Below are 22,668 nucleotides of genomic sequence, written 5' to 3' on the forward strand. Positions count from 1 at the left end.
TTAACGGTTGCCGGTTTTCAAGACCGGTGCTTTCGACCACTCAGCCATCCCTCCAGTGGCGTGAATAATATAAGGGGTAGAGGAACTTGTAAACCCTTAATTTTCATAATTTTGTTTGGTTGCTTGTTTTCTAATCGTTCATGGTTATAAAAAAAGGAAGCGACTGGCTTCCCTTTTATAATTGACGATCATTTAATCATTTTTTGTGTAGAAACGCTGTAGCTCAGTAAGGCCTTGCATCAATACAGGTAAGCGAGGGCTGATATCTTTTAGGCGTTTATAGTTTTGGTCGTATAACTTGTAGTTACCAAATTTATCTAACACCGTTGTTTGCTTGTCTGTGATTAGAGCTAGCTCACGAGAGTCTCCAGCTAAAATCCATTTCCTATTACGTTCATCAAACAGATTGCGTCCGCTGCTGAAATCGGTGGGGTTCGAAGATACCCCCAGTAATTCTTGCATTAACGTGACAGACACGTCCAGATGACTCGAACGATGAGTGTACTCAGATGGTGACTTACCCGGCCAGCTGATAAACAAAGGGACCTGTAGTTGGTAACGACTATAGTTAGAGTTTGCCCCCCAGCTATTCGTTTTAGTCTCATTAAATTCTGTACCGTGATTTGAGGTAATGATGACAACAGTATTATCGCTAAGCTCTAAACGTTCTAGTTCAGCATAAATAGTAGACAACTGCTTATCAGCTGCTTGTGCTGATTTTTTGTAGTCAGCAGCAAAGCGTTCTTCAGTGCTTAACTCAGAGTCAGAATTTAAATCGTAGTTCGAAAAGTTATCAAGTGTAGTCAGCTCAATAAAGTTGAACCAAGGACCTTTGGTTTTTGGTGACTGAACCCAATCAGACCATGCTTGAATAGCACTCTGATCATTGAGAGTCGCTTGCTCTGGCGTCACTTCACGACCACGGAAAATAATTTCTGAATACAGTGGGTCTTCAAAGTTATCACCACTGAACGCAGCAAATTTATAATTATGATGCTCTAACACATCTAATAGCACGGCGCTTGAGCCTTGTGCTTTGATGCTGCTTGAATAACTACTTGGCAGGCCGTAAAACAAACCAAAAATACCATACATATCGTTACTTGAGCTGTAATGATTTGTGAAGTTGATTGCTTGTTGAGAAAAGGTGTAGCTATTTGGCATTGCTGTTGCGTTTAATGCATCAGAACGAAGGTTGTTTACACTTACCATCAGGATGTTTAGGTCATCACTGCGACGGTTGTATTGAATTTTTTCTAGCGGATAGCTAACTAAATTTACGCTTTCTTTGTTCTCTTCCAAGCGCTGTAGGTACTCTTCACGATCTAACAGACCATGTTTTTCCATAAAGCTTTTCGCTGTCATTGGGTAAGACAGTGGGAAGTTGGCTTTTTGGCTTGTTATCGGGTTATAGAAAAAGGCGTCAGCCCACATATAAGTGAGGTGACTGCTGATGAAACATAAAAAGAAAACTGCCGCAATTGGTCGGCCGATGTGCTTGTGAGATAGTTTACGTTGTTTACGCCAAACCCATTCAGACAGACCTAGCTGTAATAAGAAGATAAGTGGCATAACAATGAAGAGGTGTTGCAAATCAGAAGTGAATGCAGACTCCTCTCCACTAAATAAAACCTCCCACACGACAGGTGTCAGGTGGAGGTTTATATTTTGATACGTTTGGGTATCAATTAGCAGGACAGTTAAACCTATGGTCGCGAAGCAAACGGCAACCAAACGTAATAACTTCCTCGACGGAAGAACAAAAGTGAGCGGAAACAGCACTAATAGATAGAGCGCGAAGACTAAAAAGCCAAAATGACCAACCCATGATGCAGCCAAATAAAATTGACCCAATAGGGTTTCTGGCCAAGCAGATTGAGTAATATAACGAGTACCGATCAACATCGCAGCAATGATGTTGAAAAATGCAAACCAGTGACCCCAACCAACCAGTCGAGATACGCGATCGCTATATGAGTTTGCGCTGTCTACCATTTATAATTCTTTTATCCGTCAATCAAACTTAGTGAGACTTTTTATCTTCAAGAGAAGAAATCAAAGCTTCGGCAAATTTTTCAGCAATTCCTTTGCGCTGTGAAGCAGCAACGTTCTGATTTAAGACATTGGTTGCGATATTTCCAGCGATCATCAGTGAAAGTTCTGGTGAAGCTTTGTGCTTAGATAATACGGCACCTACTTCAGCTAGGATTTTTTCAACTTGATCATCTGTATATTTAGATGTAATCGGCATAAGGACTCTAATAATGATAGTAAAAGCGGCTTATGATAACCTACTATGCACAACAACTGAAACCTGAACGGTAATATTTTCACTATGAGCCTTCACCTTTCCAACGTAATTTTACATCAACTAAGCAAGAATGATCAGGAAGAGCTGATTGTTAACTATCGTGCTGAATCTCTAGAAAACGATGCTTCATCTGAAAGCCTAGTCGCTGAACTTCATCGAGTGTTCAACTCAAAAGCAGGCAAAGGGTTTGGTTCTTTCAAATCCGACAGCGAATTCCAGCAGTCGTTGCATGAATTTCGGGCGGGAGAGCAAAGTTTCTATGATTTTTCTCAGAAAAGTGCGCTACGTCTAAAAGATGAACTTTCAAAATACCCTTTTGCTGACGAAGGTACTTTGGTGTTAGCCGAATACCAATCACTGGCAACGGACTATCTTTTTATTGGTTTATTGCCTTCAAATCAAAGTCTGAAAGTAACGGAAGGACTAGATATTAGCGCGACTGACTACCTTGATATTTCAAAGATGGATATCGTCGCGCGTCTTGATCTTTCTACATACGATACAGATAAAGAATCGAATCGTTACCTTACTTATATTAAGGGGCGTGTTGGGCGTAAAGTTGCTGATTTCTTCCTAGATTTCCTTCAAGCCGAAGTGGGTTTAGATGCTAAGCAGCAAAACCAAGTATTGATGCAAGCGGTAGAAGATTTTGTTTCTGACTCTAAATTAGAGAAAGAAGAAGCGATTAGCTATAAAAAGCAGGTGGCGGATTACTGCAATGAACAGCTAAAAGCCGGTGATGAGGTTCAAGTTCGTGAGCTTTCAGGTGAATTACCAGCAAGCACTGATGGCACTAGCTTCTTTGACTATACTAGTGAACAAGGCTACGAGTTAGAAGATAGCTTTCCTGCAGATCGCGCAACTATGCGTAAACTAACAAAATTTGTTGGTGCTGGTGGCGGTTTGAATGTTAGTTTTGATAGTCTGCTTCTTGGTGAACGTGTTTTTTACGATCCGGAGACAGATACACTAACGATTAAAGGTACGCCCCCGAACTTGCGTGACCAATTGACTCGTAACAAGTCATAACACCTGCTCATGTATAATAGCGGCAGCGGGATGTTGTCGCTTAATTTCGCTTTACACTCTCTGATAACTGCAATGGTTTGAAGTCGATACGCACAAGGAATATTGATGGAACAATCAGTGGCAACGCCCCATCGCTTTAAAAAGCCTGCAACTTTCTTGGTTGTACTTCTGACTCTATGGTTGCTTCCTGCGTTGGCCATCCTTCAGCTTAGCCGTTCTTATAACCATTCCCTTGCTCACATCGAAGAACTCGGCATTCGTGTTACGGAGTTAAGGCAGTCGCTTTACTTCTCTGAACCGCTTCGAGTTTCTCGTATTAATGACTTAGCCCTTGATGCACAGTTAGTGTATTCGATTCGATTACAGATTGAATCTGATTTTCAACACACATTCTTTCGGCCTGATGTTAATCAGCTACTTTATGTTGTGGACCAATTTCTTGAGAAGTTTGATGAATTCATCCCAATAGAAAGTCAGGTTCAAGATCTTGTCGATAACATAAAGATATTACGCGCTGATACTGGCCTGTATCCTGAGCTAAAACCATTACTGAATGAACTCGGTGTGGTTGTTTTTGAAGCCATGTATTCCGACACTCATCGTTCATCAGCGACTTATCGAGCTTTTGATTCTATTTTGAATAAGTCTTATTCGTTAGAAGACGAAGAGAAAGATGCTATCCAACAGTTACTGGCTGACGCTTCCGTATTGTTGGGTGATTATGCTCGGATAAATTTTCTGGTTGATAAAATTAAGAAAAACTCGGTTAACGAACAGATCATTAAACTTGAAGCTGAATTTAATGACCGTCAATTCAAGCTCTTAACTGTCATGCTAGGCTTAAGTTTAGTTGCGATAATAGCGTTTGTTTGGTGGGGAGTTAGCTCTAAGCGAGCGATGCAAGAAGTAGATAAAGAACAGGACCGAGAGCCTGAAATGAAGTCTAGTCAGGACAATGTCCCCCCGTTTTCTAGTGCAGAAGATTGTGCGTTTGAAGAACCTGATGACAATGTAATGTCCTCGGCTATCAAGCAATCCGAGAATGACTCTTACCTATCGGAAAGGGACTCACGGGACCAAAACTCCGAGCTTCAGCCTCCAAAGCAACCTGGCGTTGCAATACAACAAACTATTCAGCACAACACAGAAGAGGCGCAAATGTCTGAGGGGTATATTGTCAGCGTGACGGATTCAAAGCCTGAGATTGATATCGAAGAAATGTTAGACACGCTCGATGGTGATGTTGAGTCCGTTGAATTGTTGCTTGGTGTCTTTGTACAAGATCATGCTGACGATTTCGCTAAGTTCCAATCTTTGCTCACTCAAGATGAACCTGCTGCTGCTCGTGTTGTACATAGCCTAAAAGGTGTTGCTGGTAGCATTAAAGCTTCCAGATTAGCGATCATTGCCGCAAGTATTGAAATGACAATGAAACAATCTAGACCTATCAGTGAACACGATTTAGAAGAGCTGGAACAGGCGATTCAGGCTTCAGTTGACTCTGCTATGGCATATTTAGAATAATCATACTAATTTTGTGGGAATTTTGACAATACTCTGACGAAGTGCTCATACAATCCGCGCCATTAGTCTTTGTCAGAGGTGGATATGTTGCGTGTTTCTAGTAAGTGTTTGATGGTGTGGTTATTTATCATAGTTCTAAGTGGTTGTTCTCTCTTAGAAGTTAAGTTAGATAGCCAAACAACACCGCTGACTCAACAAGAGCTCAATGCTCGGATTATGACGCGTGAATACGCTAGAATTTTCTTTACTCGCGTGGAAGATTCTGCGGATCTCATCGCTCAATCTTATCCTGACGACGATACCTTACACCAATCTTATGTTCTGCTTTGGAAAATACATGCAGAGCAGGGACTTCAGCAAGCGGCTTACCAAACTTCTCCAATTTCAGCGTTAATTGATTCGTGGGTATTTACTGCTCAAATGGATCAATTTTATACTCAAGGTGATGGTGCCGACCTATTCGAAACTGATCATGCAGTAGAAACCGCTCACGCTCTTACTCAAGAAGCGGAAAAATTGGCAAAACGCGTATTGAGTACTAGTGACTTTAAGAAGAGCCAAGCGTTTGTCGAGCAGTTTGCTGCTAGCTATCCATTTAAAAATCTCACATTCAGGATTACGCCCGCTTACCGTGATTGGCTTACTTACTTAGGTAAAGACGAATCTCAAATCGTGCAAAATTTGGGAAGCATGCCAGAAGCAATGAGTGATGCATCAGACCGTTTAAGTGTAATGGCTGATCAGACGCCAAAGCTGATGTCGTGGAAGGCCGAATTGGTTGCATTGAACAGCTCACTAACGGGTGAAGATCTGTCTACGACGTTGGAAAGCCTTCGTCAAACATCAGCAAGCATGCAAGACTTTATCGAAAATAACCCTGAGTACATGCGAACGCTGGCTTCTATTCTGTCGACAGAAATGCAGCCATTGCTAAACGATTTTAGTGATAAAACCGACCAAAAATTAGCGATGCTGAGCGATGAACGCGTGGCACTGGAAAAGATGGTGACGCGTGAGAGAGAAGCTTTAGTACAGATGATTGAGAAAGAGCGCATTGAGATTGCAGGTATTGTGACTTCAGAAAGAGAGCTGTTCACTCAAGATCTAGACCGTGTTTCTCAAGAAGTGGTCGTGCTTGCGATTGATAAGCTAATGGAGTTAATCAAAGGTGTGATTATCTACTTCATCCTGTTTATCTTGGTGGTGTTCTTTGCACCGTTAGGCATCGGTTACTGGTTGGGGAAACGAACCGCCAACAAATAAGTAAATTCCTAATTCAGTAACTAAGTAGATCAAAAAAGAGCGCTCTAGGGCGCTCTTTTTGCATGTAAATCATTAACGTTTGAATGACTTACGCTTGCTGCTTGTTTAATTGTGCCGTTTCCTCAGTTTCAAGTGCTGGCGCTGTTGGTTCACACTTATCAACGAACCAGCCCATGTAAGACGTCACGATCGTTACGATGATACAGATAAAGCTTAGCCACATGAACGGTGCGTAAGACAGCGTCGCAACGCCAAGAATACTCGCCATGTAAATGCCGTTATCACTCCACGGAACCATACCTGACGTTAGAGTGCCACCAAACTCAGCGTTGCGAGAAAGGTTCTTACGTTTGTAGCCTAAACGGTCGTAGTTTTTCGCACAGATTTTTGGCGTAAGGATAAGTGATACATACATCGCTGAACCAAATACGTTACCCATGAAAGCCGTACCAATGGTGCTAGTTGCTAGTGAGCCTGCGCTGTTTACACGGCGCTCGAACACTTTAGCAATCGTCTCTAGCACGCCTACTTTATCCAATAAGCCACCGAAACCTAAACCAAACACGATAACCGCAACCGAACCAAGCATTGAAGACATGCCGCCACGGTTAAGAATTGAATCAATGAACTCAACACCAGATGAGATAGAGAACGGTGCCCATGCTGTGTTAAATGCAGTAAGGAAGTCGATCTCTTGGATCATGACTGCCCAGATAATACCTAGCAGAGAACCAAAACTGATCACAGGGAATGAAGGCATGCGGAAAGCTAATAGGCCAAGCACGATCACTACTGGAACGAATGAGTAAGGTGTGATGTAGAACTGAGCTTCCATTGCTTTAATCACAGAGTCTACTTGGCTCATGTCAACGTTGCCCGCATAGTGGAAACCAAATGCGGTAAACATAATGCCCGTAATTACGTAGCTTATTAACGCAACAGGCAGCATGCCCTTTATGTGTTCAACTACTTCAACACCAGACATTGAAGAAGCAAGGATCACTGAATCAGACAGAGGTGACATCTTATCGCCGAAGTAACAGCCCGAAAGTACAGCGCCTGCGGTGATTGGTGCTGGAACACCTAGGCCTTGGCCAATACCCATCATCGCAATGCCGGCTGTACCCGCTGCACCCCAAGAAGTGCCGGTAGCCAATGCTGTTAGAGAGCAGATGATCATGGTCGCTAAAAGGAAGATAGAAGGGTGAATAGCTTTCAGACCATAATAGATGATAGTAGGTACGATCCCGCCCGAGATCCAGGTACCAACAAGAGCGCCCACAGCTAAAAGTATTAAAACTGCGCCTAAACCGTTGGATATACCTTTGAGCGCTGCTTTTTCTAAGTCTTTGTATTGGTGGCCAAGACGAATACCAAGAACCATGATAATGAACCAACCAATATACAAGGCAAGTTGAATAGGAAGGTCAAGCTTAGCTGTAAAGGAAAAAGCAAGGGATAGGAATAATCCTAACGCGATGAATACCTGCAATAGGTTCGGTAGGCGAGTTTTACTCTGCTTCATAAAAGCCTCTTGTGATTTCGAGCATTTATAGTGCTTCGTTATAGTGTGTTTACGAAGTGGACACTACAGTAATTAGTTTATTATATCGAAAAAATACCTCCAAGTTGTGATATTTGACTGTTAAGTAAATCAAAGTTGGTTTCATAATCTAAAAAAGTGTTAAATTCATGATTATTATATGTTGGTTTTTGTTTTTATTTTGTGAAGCATTATGCTGCTTAACCTTTCTTAACTAGTGGTTATTGCTATTGTAGAGCGAGAGGGCCGTTTGAAAATTGAACGTTTTATCGAGGTAAACGTTTGAATTGAATGAATACTGAGTGTTTTGTCAATGATAAAGGAATGGAATGCTTAACTGAGATAACTGCATTATTCATCGTGTTCACTTAAAATAAACGAAAAAGTTACACTTTTTTACAAAAAGCACTTGAGTTCTGTTTCTGAAAAACTTATAGATGGGGGGTAATAATTTTTTAATTTATACATGGAGAGTGAGAGATGAGAGTAGGTCTAGTTGGTTGGCGTGGTATGGTTGGTTCTGTACTAATGCAACGTATGGTTGAAGAGAAAGACTTCGACCTAATTGAGCCTGTTTATTACAGCACATCTCAGATTGGTATCCCTGCTCCTGTTTTAGGTGGTAAAGATGCGGGTCTACTTCAAGATGCTTTTGACATTGATAGCCTAAAACAACTTGATGCAGTGATCACTTGTCAAGGTGGCGATTATACATCAAAGGTGTACCCAGCACTGCGCCAAGCAGGTTGGAAGGGTTACTGGATTGATGCTGCTTCTACCTTGCGAATGGACACTGATTCAATCATAGCTCTTGATCCTGTGAACTTGGCTCAAATACAGCAAGGTATTCATGACGGTACAAATACTTTCGTTGGTGGTAATTGCACTGTGAGCTTAATGCTTATGGCGCTAGGCGGCCTATATGAGAAAGGCATGGTCGAGTGGATGAGTGCTATGACTTATCAAGCGGCATCAGGTGCTGGCGCTAAGAATATGCGTGAGCTTATCTCGCAAATGGGTGTGATCAACGACAGTGTAAGCTCTGAGTTGGCTAATCCTTCAAGTTCGATTCTTGATATTGATAAGAAGGTTGCCGATACGATTCGTTCATCTTCATTCCCAACAGATCAATTTGGTGCTCCTCTTGCGGGCTCACTGATTCCTTGGATCGATGTAAAACGTGAGAACGGCCAAAGTAAAGAAGAGTGGAAAGCGGGTGCAGAAGCGAACAAAATCCTTGGCCTAGATGGTCAGCCAATTCCTATCGATGGTACGTGTGTCCGAATCGGTGCAATGCGTTGTCACGCTCAAGCATTGACGATCAAGCTTAAGCAAGACGTTCCAATGGACGAAATCGAAGAGATCATCGCAACGCACAATGATTGGGTTAAAGTGATACCTAATGATCGTGATATCACAGCGCAAGAGCTGACGCCTGCTAAAGTAACAGGGACAATGTCGGTACCTGTTGGCCGTCTGCGTAAAATGTCTATGGGGAACGATTTCTTGAACGCGTTCACTGTGGGTGACCAATTACTTTGGGGTGCAGCAGAACCACTACGTCGTACTTTACGTATTATCTTAGCTGAGAAAGCATAACGGACTGATTTACTGAAAGTAGTGAGTGAAGAAGCGCCTTAGGGCGCTTTTTTTGTTTTTAATGACAAGGATTTGTGTTCACTCTTGTTCTTTAACAACGACTCGCTTATCTGGATCTGCTAACCCACTAGCACAATGTTTGCAGTACATGGCATCAGAATCATGACCAGCGCGGTTGCAGTTTGGGCATTTGACCAACTCTTTATGCGAGTTCATTTCATTACTGAGTTCTGCGGTAATAATCCCGGTCGGCACGGCTAAGATTGAGTAACCCAAGAGCATAGTCAGAGATGCGATAGCTTTACCTAATGCGGTTTGCGGCACCATGTCGCCGTAACCTACGGTTGTGATGGTCACGATGGCCCAATATATGCTCTGAGGTATGCTGGTGAAGCCATTTTCTGGCCCTTCAATAATAAAAATCAAAGCGCCGAAGATCGTAACAAGAATACCGACGGTGCTGAAGAATATGAATATTTTCCTTCTTGCCATCAACAGTGAACGCAGAAGGATATTAGAGTCCTGTAAGTAGCGAATCAATTTAAGAATTCTAAATATACGCATGACACGCAATAGCCTAATAACGCCCATGAACGATGCGCCGGGGAAAAAGATAGCAATGTAAGTTGGAAGAATCGCTAATAGGTCAACCACACCGAAGAAGCTAGTGGCGTAAGATTTTGGGTTAGGTGAGCAGTAGAGCCTTAACAGATATTCCAGTGTGAATAGTGCCGTGAAGCTGTACTCGATGTAGCGTAAATGTTGTGACCATTCGGTCGCCATACTAGGAATTGACTCTAAAATCAGGACGATAAGTGAGGCCACAATCGCGATGATAAGTGAGATATCAAACGCACGTCCAGCACGTGTGTGGGTACCAAAGATAATGACGTATAAATGATGCTTTATAGGCTGGCGTGACATAAGGTGAAGTTCATCTTTTGTTAAAGTTGTTAATAACCATTATACAAGCTTCATAATAACGAGGCGAGTGAAAGTCCAATCGCTTTACCCGACTCATTGATATTACATAGCTGATTGCCACTAATTAGATGATCCAAGCTAAACGTTACGCTAACCCTGGGAATAGGTTACGTAGGCCATTGGCGATGAACTCGATGCCCAATGCGCCAAGAACCAGGCCCATGATACGAGTGATAACGTTGATACCCGTTTGACCTAAAAAGCGAACGATAACCGGCGCTGAACGGAACAAAAGCCAAGAGCATGTTGCGAATGCGATGATGCTAATGCCGATGCCGACCGTATCAATAGCAGCAGGGTAGCGAGACCCGTAAACAATCGTCGAACTGATTGCTCCCGGGCCAGCCATTAGAGGCATTGCCAGTGGAACAACACCGATTTGCTCTTTGCTGATGTATTCCGATTTCTCTTGTTTGTTCTGCTTATCTTCACCGAGTTTACCGCTCATCATCGAAAATGCGATGCTTAGTAATAGCAGGCCACCTGCAACGCGGAATGAATCTAGTGAGATGCTAAACATATCTAGAAGTAATTGTCCCGCAATCAGCGATACAATCAAGATAACGGCAACAGCAATATTGGCTTGCAAGGCTGTTTTGTTCCTCTCTTCTGGCGGCATATGGGCAGTAAGAGAAACAAAAACAGGCATGATGCCGATTGGGTTTACGGCAGCAACAAGCCCAAGGAAGAATTGCATAAAGATTGCGAGTTCTAAGCCTTGCATGAGAGCGATCTCCAGTTAGCGTACTTAATGTGGAAGGTTTGATCTGTGAATATTCTGAGCGCGTAATGTAAGGGACAATTTCAATTTGTACGAATGAAAAAAACTAACTTGAAATAGGTGATTGTTTTTAGAAAAACTAATTGAATCTCACTTTTGTATTAGTCTTGTTTCAAGTTAGTCGTTAGTGTTTCATTTTGTAACTTCTTGTTGGGTAACTGTTAGCTGTCGCACGAAATTAATAAAAGTTATGTCAGAAGCTAGCCCGTGCAATGGTATGGATATACTCTCAGTAGCACGAATATAGCTGTATACATGTAATTTAAAGGACTAAAAATGAAATTTTTTTACAGTTTATGGCGTTATGTGAAAAAAACTTGTCTGTTTGATTGTTTTTTGTACGCGCGATAAGTGTGATTTTAATCTATATAAATCATGCTCTTAAGTTGAAATTTGTGATTGTCTTACTACTTTCTGGTTAATTATTTTTGGGTAACTGATCTGGGTCAATTTTTTTCACACAATGAAATAATATACTCAGTCCTGAAAGCAATTTACTAAGAACGTTGTCGATTAAAGTTAAAGACAAGCAGCGAATTTAATAAAAAGTTTTTAATATTTATTATTTTAGGAGATCCACCATGCCTGTAACTAACTTAGCGGAACTTGATGCTCTAGTAGCTCGCGTTAAAGCAGCACAAGAAGAGTTTGCAACATTCTCTCAAGAGAAAGTAGACGCAATCTTCCGCGCAGCTTCTCTTGCTGCTAACCACGCTCGTATTCCACTTGCTCAACAAGCAGTTGCTGAATCTGGAATGGGTATTGTTGAAGATAAGGTTATCAAAAACCACTTTGCATCTGAATTTATCTACAACAAATACAAAGACGAAAAAACATGTGGCATCTTAGAAGAAGATGACAACCTAGGCACAATGACTATCGCTGAGCCTGTAGGTATCATCTGTGGTATCGTTCCAACAACGAACCCAACTTCTACAGCAATCTTCAAATCTCTAATTTCTCTTAAGACACGTAACGGCATTATCTTCTCACCACACCCACGTGCAAAGAACTCAACTAACGACGCAGCGAAACTAGTTCTAGACGCAGCTGTTGCAGCTGGTGCTCCGAGAGACATCATCGGTTGGATCGACCAACCATCTGTAGAGCTTTCTAACGCGCTGATGAAGCACGACGGTATTGCACTTATCCTTGCTACTGGTGGTCCAGGCATGGTTAAAGCAGCATACTCTTCTGGTAAGCCTGCTATCGGTGTTGGTGCTGGTAACGTTCCTGTCGTTATCGATGAAACAGCTGACATCAAACGTGCTGTAGCATCTATCCTTATGTCTAAAACATTCGATAACGGCGTTGTATGTGCTTCTGAGCAAGCTGCAATCGTAGTTGGTGAAGTATACGACGAAGTGAAAGAGCGTTTCGCTTCTCACAAAGCTCACGTTCTATCTAAAGCTGACGCTGATAAAGTACGTAAAGTGCTTCTTATCGACGGCAACCTAAACGCTAAAATCGTAGGTCAACCTGCTCCAGCAATCGCTGAAATGGCGGGTGTTAAAGTTCCTGCTGATACAAAAGTACTTGTAGGTGAAGGTCTTGGTAAAGTTTCTTACGATGACGAATTCGCTCACGAGAAACTATCTCCAACTCTAGGTCTATTCCGCGCAGACGACTTCGAAGACGCTGTTGCTCAAGCGGTAACTATGGTTGAAATCGGTGGTATCGGTCACACATCTGGTCTTTACACTAACCAAGATACTAACGCAGACCGCATCCGTTACTTCGGTGACAAGATGAAGACGGCTCGCATCCTAATCAACATCCCGACTACTCACGGTGGTATCGGTGACCTGTACAACTTCAATGTTGCACCTTCTCTAACTCTAGGTTGTGGTTCATGGGGTGGTAACTCTATCTCTGAGAACGTAGGTCCTAAGCACCTTATCAACAAGAAAACTGTAGCGAAGCGAGCTGAAAACATGTTGTGGCACAAACTACCTAAGTCTATCTACTTCCGTCGTGGTAGCCTTCCAATCGCAATGAGCGACCTAGAAGGTAAGAAACGCGCATTCCTAGTAACTGACCGTTTCCTATTCAACAACGGTTACGCAGATGACGTAGTTAGCCTGCTGAAAGCACAAGGCATCGAAGTTCAAACTTTCTTCGACGTAGAAGCGGATCCAACGCTATCTGTTGTTGAGAAAGGCGCTGAAGCAATGAAGAGCTTCCAACCTGACGTAATCCTTGCTCTAGGTGGCGGTTCTCCAATGGATGCTGCTAAGATCATGTGGGTTATGTACGAGCACCCAGAAACTCACTTCGAAGAACTAGCAATGCGCTTTATGGATATCCGTAAACGTATCTACAAGTTCCCTAAAATGGGTCAAAAAGCTGAGCTTGTATGTATCACTACAACTTCAGGTACAGGTTCAGAGGTTACTCCATTCGCTGTTGTTACAGACGACAAGACTGGTGCTAAATACCCACTAGCTGATTACGAAATCACGCCAAACATGGCTATCGTTGATGCGAACCTAGTAATGAACATGCCTAAGTCTCTAACAGCGTTCGGTGGTTACGATGCAGTAACTCACGCTCTTGAAGCTTACGTATCTGTTCTAGCGAACGAGTACTCAGACGGTCAAGCTCTTCAAGCACTTAAGATGCTTAAAGAATACCTACCATCAAGCTACAAAAATGGTGCGGCTGACCCAATCGCTCGTGAGAAAGTACACAACGCAGCAACTATCGCTGGTGTAGCATTTGCGAACGCATTCCTAGGTGTGTGTCACTCAATGGCTCACAAAATTGGTGCTGAGTTCCACCTACCACACGGTCTTGCTAACGCACTACTTATCTCGAACGTTGTACGTTACAACGCGAACGATAACCCAACTAAGCAGACTGCATTCTCTCAGTACGACCGTCCACAGGCTCGTCGTCGTTACGCTGAAGTTGCTGACCACCTAGGCCTAAGCCAAGCTGGTGACCGTACTGCTCAGAAGATTGAACGTCTACTGACTTGGTTAGAAGAGCTTAAAGTTGACCTAGACATCCCACTATCTATCCAAGCTGCGGGTGTTAACGAGTCTGACTTCATCGCTAAACTAGACGAGCTAGCTGTTGAAGCGTTCGATGATCAGTGTACAGGTGCTAACCCACGTTACCCTCTAATCACTGAGCTAAAAGAAGTTCTAACAACTTCTTACTTCGGCCAACCATACGTTGAAGGCGAAACTTTCGAAGGTACTACAGTTATCCTTAAGAAAGCAGACCAAAAGCCAGCTGAAGCGAAAGCGCCAAAAGCTAAAAAAGAAAAAGCTAACGCATAATAAGTAAGTATTAGTTTGAGATAAGTTTTCGCTAGCAAGATACTTATCTAATCGGGTAAAGAACAAAGCCCCAGTCGAGAGACTGGGGCTTTTTATATTTGTTTGTTTTTTGTGGTCTACTTTAACGAAGGTTTATGCTTTTTGCCCCGTGCTACCCAGTAGGTGCAAGTTGTTTGTTTTTAATCAAAATGGGAGAGGAGTTAAACCTCAGCGGCAACTACTCGCCCACTGAAGTAGTCATTAGAGATTATGTATTCAGCAGTTCTGGTTAGCTCGTCTTGCAGCTGTGCCCAGTGACAACGGTTAAACTTACCGTCGGCATTGTGAATAGCGGGAACGACACCACCTACACGGATATTAAACGGGGTTAATTCTTTAGCCCAGCTGTGGGTAAAGCCCGTAATCATCGAGTTTGCACTCTCCAAGCCTGATACGTCATGAAAGTCGTCGTGAGATATCACATTAACGATCACCCCCTCCTTATTTGCTTCGCGTAACCTCTCTGCACTAATCTGCCCAAATGCAAAAAGGGTCGACGCTTTCGAAGACAAATCCTCGATAAAGCTGCTGACTGGTTGGTCACCAATCAGACTAGGCATTGGGGAACTGATCCAGTTATTGACTAATACATCAGGTGTGGTGTTGAAAGTGCGTTGGACAAAATCAAAGACATCTAATATGGCTTGATTATGGTTATCTTCGAGTTTGTAACGGTAGACGGAGTCTGAGACGCGAGAGCATTGGAGATAGGTTTTTTCAAGTGCTGTAGGATCCTTATCACAAAGGATAACAGTGGCTCCGAGGTTAACAAAGTGGTTCGCAATCGTCCCTCCTAAACGCGATCCTGCTGATGTCACCAATATGATTGAGCTTTTTATTTCCATCTCAGTACCTAAACAAATCGTCCATGTGGGATAAGGATGGGTTAAATTTCATACAATGGGTGTGAATTGGTTCAAACTAAGGTGTGCCAATTAATAAGTTTTTATGAACTTAGTGGCAAGTCACATTTTCCAGTAACTTCAAGAAGTAATCGACAACTCGAGTTTTTAATTCATCCAAGGCCGATGGTTCATATCACTCATATCAATCATTCTTTAACGTGAATGGAAGAGAGTACAGATGAATATAGAGCTAGAGTAAGAAAAGGAGAGTGAAGCTATACTTGAGCTTGAATTTGATACTGACGTTGGGCCGTAGATAACGCGTTATAGAGCGTGGCATGAGACAGATCAGGGACATGCTTGTTCGCCAGTTTACGTCGGTCATGACCAGAAAGGTTTTGGTAAACCTCTTCGGGTAAGTCGGCCGTATCTTCAGGCATAAAAGCGAGCGCTTCAGGTTTCAAGTAATGGCTGAGTTTTGCGCTGGCAAGGCTAGCTTGATGAAAATGATTAGATTGCTGAGCTGAAATCTCATACGAAGATTGGTTCGAACGCAGCTGCTGCGGTTCTGCAACGCCGAAGTGTTTACGCAGGCGATCTTCAGTTGTCTCTGTGACTTCAATGGTGTCAATCGGCGTGCAATCACGAACGTCATTAGAAAACATAGATAACAGCAACGCGAAATCTGCACGGCGACCTTGCTCAACCGCTTGGCTGATCCCGATGCCGAACTTCAGTTCGTTGATGATCCCTGCTTTGTCTAAAGTGTGTATTTGCATGACGCCTCTCATTTGATACTCCTTTAACGGCATGGAGTCGGCAAACTTTAGTCTTTAATTACAAGCGAATAGAGAATTTATGCAGGCTGGTTGATAAAGGTAACTATAGGTTAAAAAAGGAAGCTTGAGCGGTTATTTAGTTTTGTAATCTTCGTTTAACTAGAATACGGCAGATACAAAAAAGCTCACGCCGAGGCATGAGCTTTCAATAGGTAACTCGCTATAAATATAGCGCAGCTTAAGTAATAATTACTTAGCTAGATTCTCTTCTACGAAAGACCAGTTTACTAGGTTCCAGAATGCAGCCATGTAGTCAGGGCGAACATTGCGGAAATCGATGTAGTAAGCGTGTTCCCATAGGTCAACAGTTAGAAGTGGAGTAACACCTTCTTCTGTTAGAGGAGTTGCAGCGTTAGAAGTGTTAACGATGTCTAGAGAACCGTCAGCTTTCTTAACTAACCAAGTCCAAGAAGAACCGAAGTTATTGATTGCTGAATCAGTGAATTTTGCTTTGAATTCTTCGAAAGAACCGAATGCAGCGTTAATAGCTTCTGCAACAGCGCCAGTTGGTTCGCCGCCTGCTTTAGGAGCAAGACAGTGCCAGTAGAACGTGTGGTTCCAGATTTGAGCTGCGTTATTGAAAACACCACCAGTAGAAGTCTTAATGATCTCTTCTAGTGTTTTACCTTCAAATTCAGTACCAGGGATAAGGCCGTTTAGCTTAACAACGTAAGTGTTGTGGTGCTTACCGTGGTGGAAATCTAGCGTTTCTGCTGAAATGTGTGGTTCTAGTGCGTCTTTCGCGTAAGGAAGAGCCGGTAGTTCAAATGCCATTGATCAATTCTCCATTGATATGAAAGAGTTAACTCTTTCGATTGCTTCCAGTGATATTATTATTCATGGTTCGCTATACGGCTAACCATGGTCAATTTTCTGACTTGGAGTATAGTTTAGCAAGTTTTTACTTTATTAAAAGCCCAATTCATCACTTTTATTTGAATTGCTAGCTCAGTTTGTTAGCCTTTTTTTTTATATGGTTTTTATTCTTTTGGTTTGGGGTAGAATAAAGGCAATAAAAGCCGTAATCCATCAACGAGGAAGCAATGGAAACTATCGATAAAATCAAACAGCAACTTGAAGAAAACACGATTCTACTTTACATGAAAGGTTCACCTAAGCTACCAAGCTGTGGTTTTTCTTCTCAAGCATCTCAAGCTCTAATGGCGTGTGGTGAAAAGTTTGCTTACGTAGATATCCTACAAAACCCTGATATCCGTGCAGAGCTTCCGGTTTACGCACAGTGGCCAACTTTCCCACAACTTTGGGTTGAAGGTGAGCTAATCGGTGGTTGTGACATCATTCTTGAGATGTTCCAAAAAGGTGAACTTCAGCCAATCATCAAAGAAGCGGCGGCTAAAGTTGCTGGCGATGACGCTGAGTAAGTTCTAGCCTTTGCGCTGAATAGTTAAAATGAGGGGCCTTAATCAGGCTCCTTTTTTATTGGAATTGATCGAATCATTGACTCGATAAGGAATGAACAATGAACGTAAAACTTCATTATGTGCATGATCCAATGTGCAGCTGGTGCTGGGGTTACAAGCCAACACTTGAGTTATTGAAACAACAATTGCCTGCGAGCATTGAGTTTAACTATGTAGTGGGTGGTTTAGCCCCGGATTCTGATGAGCCAATGTCAGAAGAGATGAAAGGCAAGCTGCAAGCAATCTGGAAGCAGATCGAAGCTAAGCTAGGTACCGAGTTTAACCACGAGTTTTGGACTGAGTGCAAGCCTGTTCGCAGCACTTACCCTGCGTGCCGTGCTGTGATTGCCGCAGGTTTTCAAGATCACTACGAAGCGATGCTGGAAGGGATTCAACACGCTTACTACCTTCGTGCGATGCTGCCACACTGCCAAGGAACGCATCTGCAGTTGGCTGAAGAGCTAGGTATGAATGTTCAACAGTTTGAAAATGACCTTTCTAGCAAGTTATTGGAAAGTGAGTTAGATGACCAATTAGGTTTTAAAGAAGCGATGGGAGTGTTCTCTTACCCGACTTTAATGCTTGAAGTGAACGGCATCTTTAGTGAAGTTGAATTGGATTACCATTCAACGGAAGCAACGCTTAGATCTATTCGCGAAATTCTAGTGAGCAATGCTCCCGCTGCATAATTCAGCGAGAGTTGTCTGTGTTGACGAAATGATCTCTAAGGCTTACTCATAAGAGTAAGCCTTTTTTGTTTGGCGTCGCTAGTTCATTGAGAGTGAGCGGAAGGAAGAGTGGAATGAACCCCAGATACAAAAAAGACCGCACAGGGCGGTCTTTATAAAAGTGAGCGTAGGATTCTTTAACTACAGAACCTAATTACAGAACCATAGCTGCAATCCAACCGAATACGATCAGTGGGATGTTGTAGTGCAGGAATGTTGGAACTACGGTTTCCCATACGTGCTCGTGTTGACCATCAGCATTTAGACCAGACGTTGGACCTAATGTTGAGTCAGAAGCCGGAGAGCCCGCATCACCAAGTGCTGCAGCTGTACCTACTAGAGCGATTGTTGCCATAGGCGAGAAGCCAAATGCTGCTGCTAGTGGAACGTAGATAGTTGCAAGGATTGGAATCGTAGAGAACGAAGAACCAATGCCCATAGTAACCAATAGACCAACAATTAGCATAAGTAGTGCTGCTAGAGGCTTGTTGTCGCCAATGCTTGTTGAAAGTGCTTCAACCAGAGATTCAACGCCACCCGTTTGCTTCATAACTGCCGCGAAACCGGCCGCTGCAATCATGATGAAACCGATCATTGCCATCATGTGAACGCCCTTGGTGAAGACATCTTGCGTCTCTTTCCAAGCGATTACGCCACCGAAGGTAAATACCATGAAACCAGCAAGTGCACCGATGATCATAGACCCCGTCGACAGTTGAACCGTTAGTGCTGCAACGATACCAGCTGCTGCAACTAGGATGTGCTTCTTGTTGATCTCTTTCACTTCTGTTGAAACAACAGTGTGAGAGGTTTCTTTGTATTGGCGAGGCTTACGGTAAGTAAAGAACACTGCAGTAAGAAGGCCGAAGATCATGCCTGCTGCTGGTAACAACATTGCCATAGGTACTTGGCTTGCTACAACGTTTTCAAGACCGTTGTCGTGAAGGTTTTTAAGCAGGATGTTGTTTAGGAAGATGCCACCAAAGCCAATCGGTAACACCATGTAAGGTGTAATCAGACCAAAAGTAAGCACACACGCAACTAAACGACGGTCTAGGTTCATTTTTGCGAATACGCCTAGTAGAGGTGGGATTAAGATTGGGATGAAGGCGATATGTACAGGAATCACGTTTTGCGAAGACATGGTCACTAAGATCAACGACGCAAGGATGCCGTATTTAAGGCCAGTCGATGCCGCACTGTTCTCTTTGCCGTGAATGCGTTTGATAACACTTTGAGCAAGGAGATCTGTGATACCAGAACGTGAGATAGCAACAGCGAATGTACCAAGCATAGCGTAGCTAAGTGCGATAGTTGCACCGCCACCTAATCCACTTTCGAAAGCTGCGACTGCGTCGTTCAAGCCCATACCAGAGGCAACGCCACCGATAATTGCGCTGAACGTAAGAGCAACGACAACGTTTACGCGCATCAAAGCTAAAACAAGCATGATGCAAACTGAAATTACAACAGGATTCATATTATTCTCGGGATGTTGTGTTTTTATGAAGGTAATACGAACAAACGTTTACCGACTCTATTTGTTATTCTTCGTCAACAAGCGGCCAACCACCAAGGGCTTTCCATTTATTTACTATGCCGCAAAATAACTCTGTGGTTTTTTGCGTATCATATAAAGCAGAGTGTGCTTCTTTGTTGTCAAATTCCATCCCTGCAGTGCGGCAAGCTTTAGCCAAAACAGTTTGACCGTAGGCAAGACCACTAAGAGCTGCAGTGTCAAAAGTTGCAAATGGATGGAACGGGACGCGTTTAAGCTTACAGCGCTCACTTGCCGCATTCACGAAGTTCAAATCAAATGTAGCGTTGTGAGCAACCATGATTGCGCGACTGCAATCTGAAGCTTTTTGTTCTTTTCGCACTAGCTTGTAGATTTCTTTAAGGGCTTCTTGTTCCGACACAGCACCACGTAATGGGCTAAATGGGTCTTTAATTCCGTTAAAGTCTAATGCTGCCTGCTCTATATTTGCGCCTTCAAAAGGCTCAATGTGAAAATGAAGCGTTGATGCAGGGTGCAGGTCTCCGTTCTCATCCATTTTTAATGTAATGGCACAGATTTCTAATAATGCATCGGTTTCTGCGTTAAACCCTGCGGTTTCCACGTCAATGACCACTGGAAAATAGCCGCGAAAGCGTTTTTTTAGGGTCAGAGCCTCGTTTTCTACAGTCATGTTAGCCCAAATAAGTGTGATTAAGCCTGCATTATTGCAGATAATAGCAGTGATAAAAACTAGGGAAGGGCAATAAATCATAAATTAGCCACCCCATTTCGGCTTGATAATTGCATATCTAAACACGAGAGAAAAATGCGGCAATTGGCTGCATTGTTAAACGAATTGCTTAAGAGATACTCCACTTTATGAAGAAACAACTCATAACAGGTTCAATGCTATTTTCGCTACTTGTGTCGTCATCGGTCATGGCACAAGAAAAGCGTTACGGAGCATCTCCTCAACAGTCAACGTGGGAGATGGTGGCCAACACACCACTAGAATGTCGCTTGGTTCACCCAATTCCAAACTTTGGTGATGCTGAGTTCTCATCTCGCGCGAGTAAAAAAATCATTTTGGACTTTGAGCTTAAAATGCGCCGCCCAATGGGTGCGACGCGCAATGTAAGCTTGATCTCTATGCCGCCACCTTGGCGTCCGGGCGAAAGTGCTGATCGCATGACAACCATTAAGTTCTTCCAACAATTTGATGGGTACGTTGGCGGTCAAACGGCGTGGGGTATCTTGAGTGAACTGGAGAAAGGGCGCTACCCGACATTCAGTTATCAAGAGTGGCAGAGCCGAGATCAGCGTATCGAAGTGTCGTTGTCGTCGGTGTTATTCCAAGAAAAGTACAATGTATTTAGTGACTGTATTGCAAACTTATTGCCTTACAGCTTTGAAGATATCTCTTTTACTATTCTGCATTACGATCGCAATAGCGATCAGTTGAATAAGTCGTCACGTAAAAGGCTAAGCCAGATCGCAGATTATGTTCGTTACAACCAAGATATCGACCTTGTGCTAGTCGCGACGTACACGGACTCTGCAGACAGTAAAAGTATTAGCCAGAACCTCTCTGAGAGAAGAGCTGAGTCGTTAAGAGAGTACTTCAAGTCACTTGGTTTACCCGGAGACCGTATTCAAGTTCAAGGTTATGGTAAACGTCGTCCGATTGCCGATAACAGCTCACCAATTGGCAAAGATAAAAACCGACGCGTTGTTATCTCTTTAGGTCGTACACAGGTTTAAGCTGAACGACCCTAAATGTAAAGAGGCGAGCTTTTTTCTACTTAAATGGGGCTGTAATGTAAGTGCCTTAGCCACGAAAAAACTATTTGAGTTTAATCAAAAGCAAACTTAATTTAGGCGAAAACGGGCGATAATTTCACAGTTGGTTGCGGTATCGATTTTTTCAACCATAGAGGCAATTTTAGGGTTAGGATGGCGTTTCATGAAATCGATAAGCGCTTTTTTACAGCAGCCAATAGAGTCAATGAAGCTTGAACATTGCGTATTAGGGCATTGAGGGATAAGTGTCAGCACTTTTTCTGAAGCCAGTTGGAGATATTTGAGTTCATAATCTGTCTCGCCAGCCCATCGCCAAAACTGGGCGAGATTATGGCAAGAGATGACGGAAATAAGTAAGCGTTCATCGGCTTGAATATCGGTACGCTCAGTGATTTTTTCGCTTAAGTTCAATGCCTGCTTATAGTGAAGAATACTTCGTACAGGATCGTCGAGTTGTAATGCCGTGTCGGCAAGTAACGTGTGTTTTTCCCATTCGCTAATCATTGTATGACCTCACTGGTTTAGAGAGGTTTAATTTAAATGATAATCATTATCATGTAAAGCGTTTAGATAGGATTGTTACAATAAATGATTGAGCAAAAATATGAGCGATCGCAATAAACAAAAAGCGAGCATAGTGCTCGCTTTCTACTATTGGTCAATCCACGTTTGAGGATTACTTTTCAAAGTCATCCTTGGTCTTTTAGATTTAAATTAACCTTCTAACCCCGCACTTGCTTGCTTGTTCTGAATAAGCTCAATCATGTAGCCATCTGGGTCTTTTACAAAGGCAATGTGTGTTGTTCCTCCCTTAACTGGCCCCGCTTCTCTAGTCACATCACCACCCGCGGCTTTAATCGCATCACACGTTGTGTAGATATCGTCTACACCAATCGCAACGTGACCAAAAGCAGAGCCAAGGTCGTATTCAGACGTTCCCCAGTTGTATGTAAGCTCAATTACAGCACCTTGAGATTCGTCACCAAAGCCAACGAAAGCCAGTGTGTATTCATACTCTTTGTTTTCGTTCTTACGTAATAGCTGCATGCCCATTACATTGGTGTAGAACTCGATAGACTTATCTAGATCACCAACGCGTAGCATGGTGTGTAAAATACGGCCGTTTGACATGATTTGCTCCTAGCTTTAACTGTGTATACGTTTTGTAATTCTGTTG

The 22,668-nt window shown here is 42.9% G+C and carries 20 protein-coding genes; 8 read left to right on the forward strand and 12 right to left on the reverse strand.

The window, feature by feature from the left end; translation table 11 throughout:
• Window positions 1–192 precede the first annotated feature (192 nt).
• Together ACED48_RS11260 and ACED48_RS11265 are read right to left on the reverse strand one after the other, a co-directional pair.
• Window positions 193–1,995, reverse strand: a complete 1,803-nt coding sequence (locus ACED48_RS11260) for a DUF3413 domain-containing protein (protein ID WP_017056481.1) — start codon at window positions 1,993–1,995, stop codon at window positions 193–195.
• 28 nt (window positions 1,996–2,023) lie between these two features.
• Window positions 2,024–2,251 carry a YejL family protein gene (locus ACED48_RS11265; protein WP_017056482.1) on the reverse strand — a complete coding sequence of 76 codons (228 nt, stop codon included), beginning with the start codon at window positions 2,249–2,251 and terminating at the stop codon, window positions 2,024–2,026.
• A gap of 84 nt (window positions 2,252–2,335) precedes the next feature.
• Between ACED48_RS11265 and yejK the strand changes: the two genes are divergently transcribed.
• From yejK to ACED48_RS11280, 3 genes are all read left to right on the forward strand, one after another.
• Complete coding sequence (gene yejK / locus ACED48_RS11270; RefSeq protein WP_017056483.1) at window positions 2,336–3,340, forward strand: nucleoid-associated protein YejK; 1,005 nt, start codon at window positions 2,336–2,338, stop codon at window positions 3,338–3,340.
• A 105-nt stretch (window positions 3,341–3,445) separates the two neighbouring features.
• Window positions 3,446–4,864, forward strand: a complete 1,419-nt coding sequence (locus ACED48_RS11275) for an Hpt domain-containing protein (protein WP_017056484.1) — start codon at window positions 3,446–3,448, stop codon at window positions 4,862–4,864.
• 84 nt (window positions 4,865–4,948) lie between these two features.
• On the forward strand, window positions 4,949–6,127 hold the full coding sequence (locus ACED48_RS11280) for a hypothetical protein (protein WP_017056485.1): 1,179 nt from the start codon (window positions 4,949–4,951) through the stop codon (window positions 6,125–6,127).
• 88 nt (window positions 6,128–6,215) lie between these two features.
• Here the strand turns inward: ACED48_RS11280 and nhaC are convergent, their stop codons facing one another.
• Window positions 6,216–7,652 carry a Na+/H+ antiporter NhaC gene (gene nhaC / locus ACED48_RS11285; protein WP_017056486.1) on the reverse strand — a complete coding sequence of 479 codons (1,437 nt, stop codon included), beginning with the start codon at window positions 7,650–7,652 and terminating at the stop codon, window positions 6,216–6,218.
• 498 nt (window positions 7,653–8,150) lie between these two features.
• Here nhaC and asd point away from each other — a divergent pair, with 498 nt between their 5' ends.
• Complete coding sequence (asd, locus tag ACED48_RS11290; RefSeq protein WP_017056487.1) at window positions 8,151–9,269, forward strand: aspartate-semialdehyde dehydrogenase; 1,119 nt, start codon at window positions 8,151–8,153, stop codon at window positions 9,267–9,269.
• A 78-nt stretch (window positions 9,270–9,347) separates the two neighbouring features.
• On the opposite strand, the gene ACED48_RS11295 is transcribed toward asd, so the two are convergent.
• Window positions 9,348–10,193: an ion transporter gene (locus ACED48_RS11295; protein ID WP_017056488.1), complete on the reverse strand. Its 846-nt coding sequence runs from the start codon at window positions 10,191–10,193 to the stop codon at window positions 9,348–9,350.
• 145 nt (window positions 10,194–10,338) lie between these two features.
• Window positions 10,339–10,977, reverse strand: a complete 639-nt coding sequence (locus ACED48_RS11300; RefSeq protein WP_017056489.1) for a YchE family NAAT transporter — start codon at window positions 10,975–10,977, stop codon at window positions 10,339–10,341.
• A gap of 638 nt (window positions 10,978–11,615) precedes the next feature.
• Here ACED48_RS11300 and adhE point away from each other — a divergent pair.
• Window positions 11,616–14,321: a bifunctional acetaldehyde-CoA/alcohol dehydrogenase gene (gene adhE / locus ACED48_RS11305; protein WP_017056490.1), complete on the forward strand. Its 2,706-nt coding sequence runs from the start codon at window positions 11,616–11,618 to the stop codon at window positions 14,319–14,321.
• A gap of 200 nt (window positions 14,322–14,521) precedes the next feature.
• Here the strand turns inward: adhE and ACED48_RS11310 are convergent, their stop codons facing one another.
• The 3 genes from ACED48_RS11310 to sodB all read right to left on the reverse strand — a co-directional run bounded on the left by ACED48_RS11310 (window position 14,522) and on the right by sodB (window position 16,818).
• Window positions 14,522–15,205 carry an SDR family oxidoreductase gene (locus tag ACED48_RS11310; protein ID WP_017056491.1) on the reverse strand — a complete coding sequence of 228 codons (684 nt, stop codon included), beginning with the start codon at window positions 15,203–15,205 and terminating at the stop codon, window positions 14,522–14,524.
• A 275-nt stretch (window positions 15,206–15,480) separates the two neighbouring features.
• On the reverse strand, window positions 15,481–15,984 hold the full coding sequence (locus tag ACED48_RS11315) for a VC2046/SO_2500 family protein (RefSeq protein WP_261878789.1): 504 nt from the start codon (window positions 15,982–15,984) through the stop codon (window positions 15,481–15,483).
• Between the two features lie 249 nt (window positions 15,985–16,233).
• A complete protein-coding gene (gene sodB, locus ACED48_RS11320; RefSeq protein WP_010437112.1) occupies window positions 16,234–16,818 on the reverse strand; it encodes a superoxide dismutase [Fe] in 585 nt (194 codons plus the stop codon).
• A gap of 269 nt (window positions 16,819–17,087) precedes the next feature.
• Here sodB and ACED48_RS11325 point away from each other — a divergent pair, with 269 nt between their 5' ends.
• Window positions 17,088–17,426, forward strand: coding sequence for a Grx4 family monothiol glutaredoxin (locus ACED48_RS11325; protein ID WP_017056493.1), 339 nt, complete (start codon window positions 17,088–17,090; stop codon window positions 17,424–17,426).
• A 98-nt stretch (window positions 17,427–17,524) separates the two neighbouring features.
• Window positions 17,525–18,154 (forward strand): DsbA family protein, encoded by a 630-nt coding sequence (locus tag ACED48_RS11330; protein WP_017056494.1) that lies wholly within the window; start codon window positions 17,525–17,527, stop codon window positions 18,152–18,154.
• Between the two features lie 193 nt (window positions 18,155–18,347).
• Here ACED48_RS11330 and ACED48_RS11335 read toward each other — a convergent pair whose 3' ends face one another.
• Both ACED48_RS11335 and rnt read right to left on the reverse strand, forming a co-directional pair.
• The gene (locus tag ACED48_RS11335) at window positions 18,348–19,673 is read right to left on the reverse strand and encodes a Na+/H+ antiporter family protein (RefSeq protein WP_029626989.1); all 1,326 of its coding nucleotides are present in this window, start codon (window positions 19,671–19,673) and stop codon (window positions 18,348–18,350) included.
• Between the two features lie 64 nt (window positions 19,674–19,737).
• Window positions 19,738–20,382 carry a ribonuclease T gene (rnt, locus tag ACED48_RS11340; RefSeq protein WP_017061178.1) on the reverse strand — a complete coding sequence of 215 codons (645 nt, stop codon included), beginning with the start codon at window positions 20,380–20,382 and terminating at the stop codon, window positions 19,738–19,740.
• Between the two features lie 188 nt (window positions 20,383–20,570).
• On the opposite strand from rnt, the gene ACED48_RS11345 reads away from it, so the two are divergent.
• On the forward strand, window positions 20,571–21,452 hold the full coding sequence (locus ACED48_RS11345; RefSeq protein ID WP_017056497.1) for an OmpA family protein: 882 nt from the start codon (window positions 20,571–20,573) through the stop codon (window positions 21,450–21,452).
• A 108-nt stretch (window positions 21,453–21,560) separates the two neighbouring features.
• Here the strand turns inward: ACED48_RS11345 and ACED48_RS11350 are convergent, their stop codons facing one another.
• Window positions 21,561–21,995: a DUF2753 domain-containing protein gene (locus ACED48_RS11350; RefSeq protein WP_017056498.1), complete on the reverse strand. Its 435-nt coding sequence runs from the start codon at window positions 21,993–21,995 to the stop codon at window positions 21,561–21,563.
• A gap of 210 nt (window positions 21,996–22,205) precedes the next feature.
• Entirely contained in the window at window positions 22,206–22,622 is a 417-nt protein-coding gene (gene gloA, locus ACED48_RS11355; protein WP_017056499.1) for a lactoylglutathione lyase, read from the reverse strand.
• Window positions 22,623–22,668 lie beyond the last annotated feature (46 nt).

This window comes from Vibrio sp. 5S239, assembly GCF_041439575.1.
GTDB classification, from domain to species: Bacteria; Pseudomonadota; Gammaproteobacteria; order Enterobacterales; family Vibrionaceae; genus Vibrio; species Vibrio kanaloae.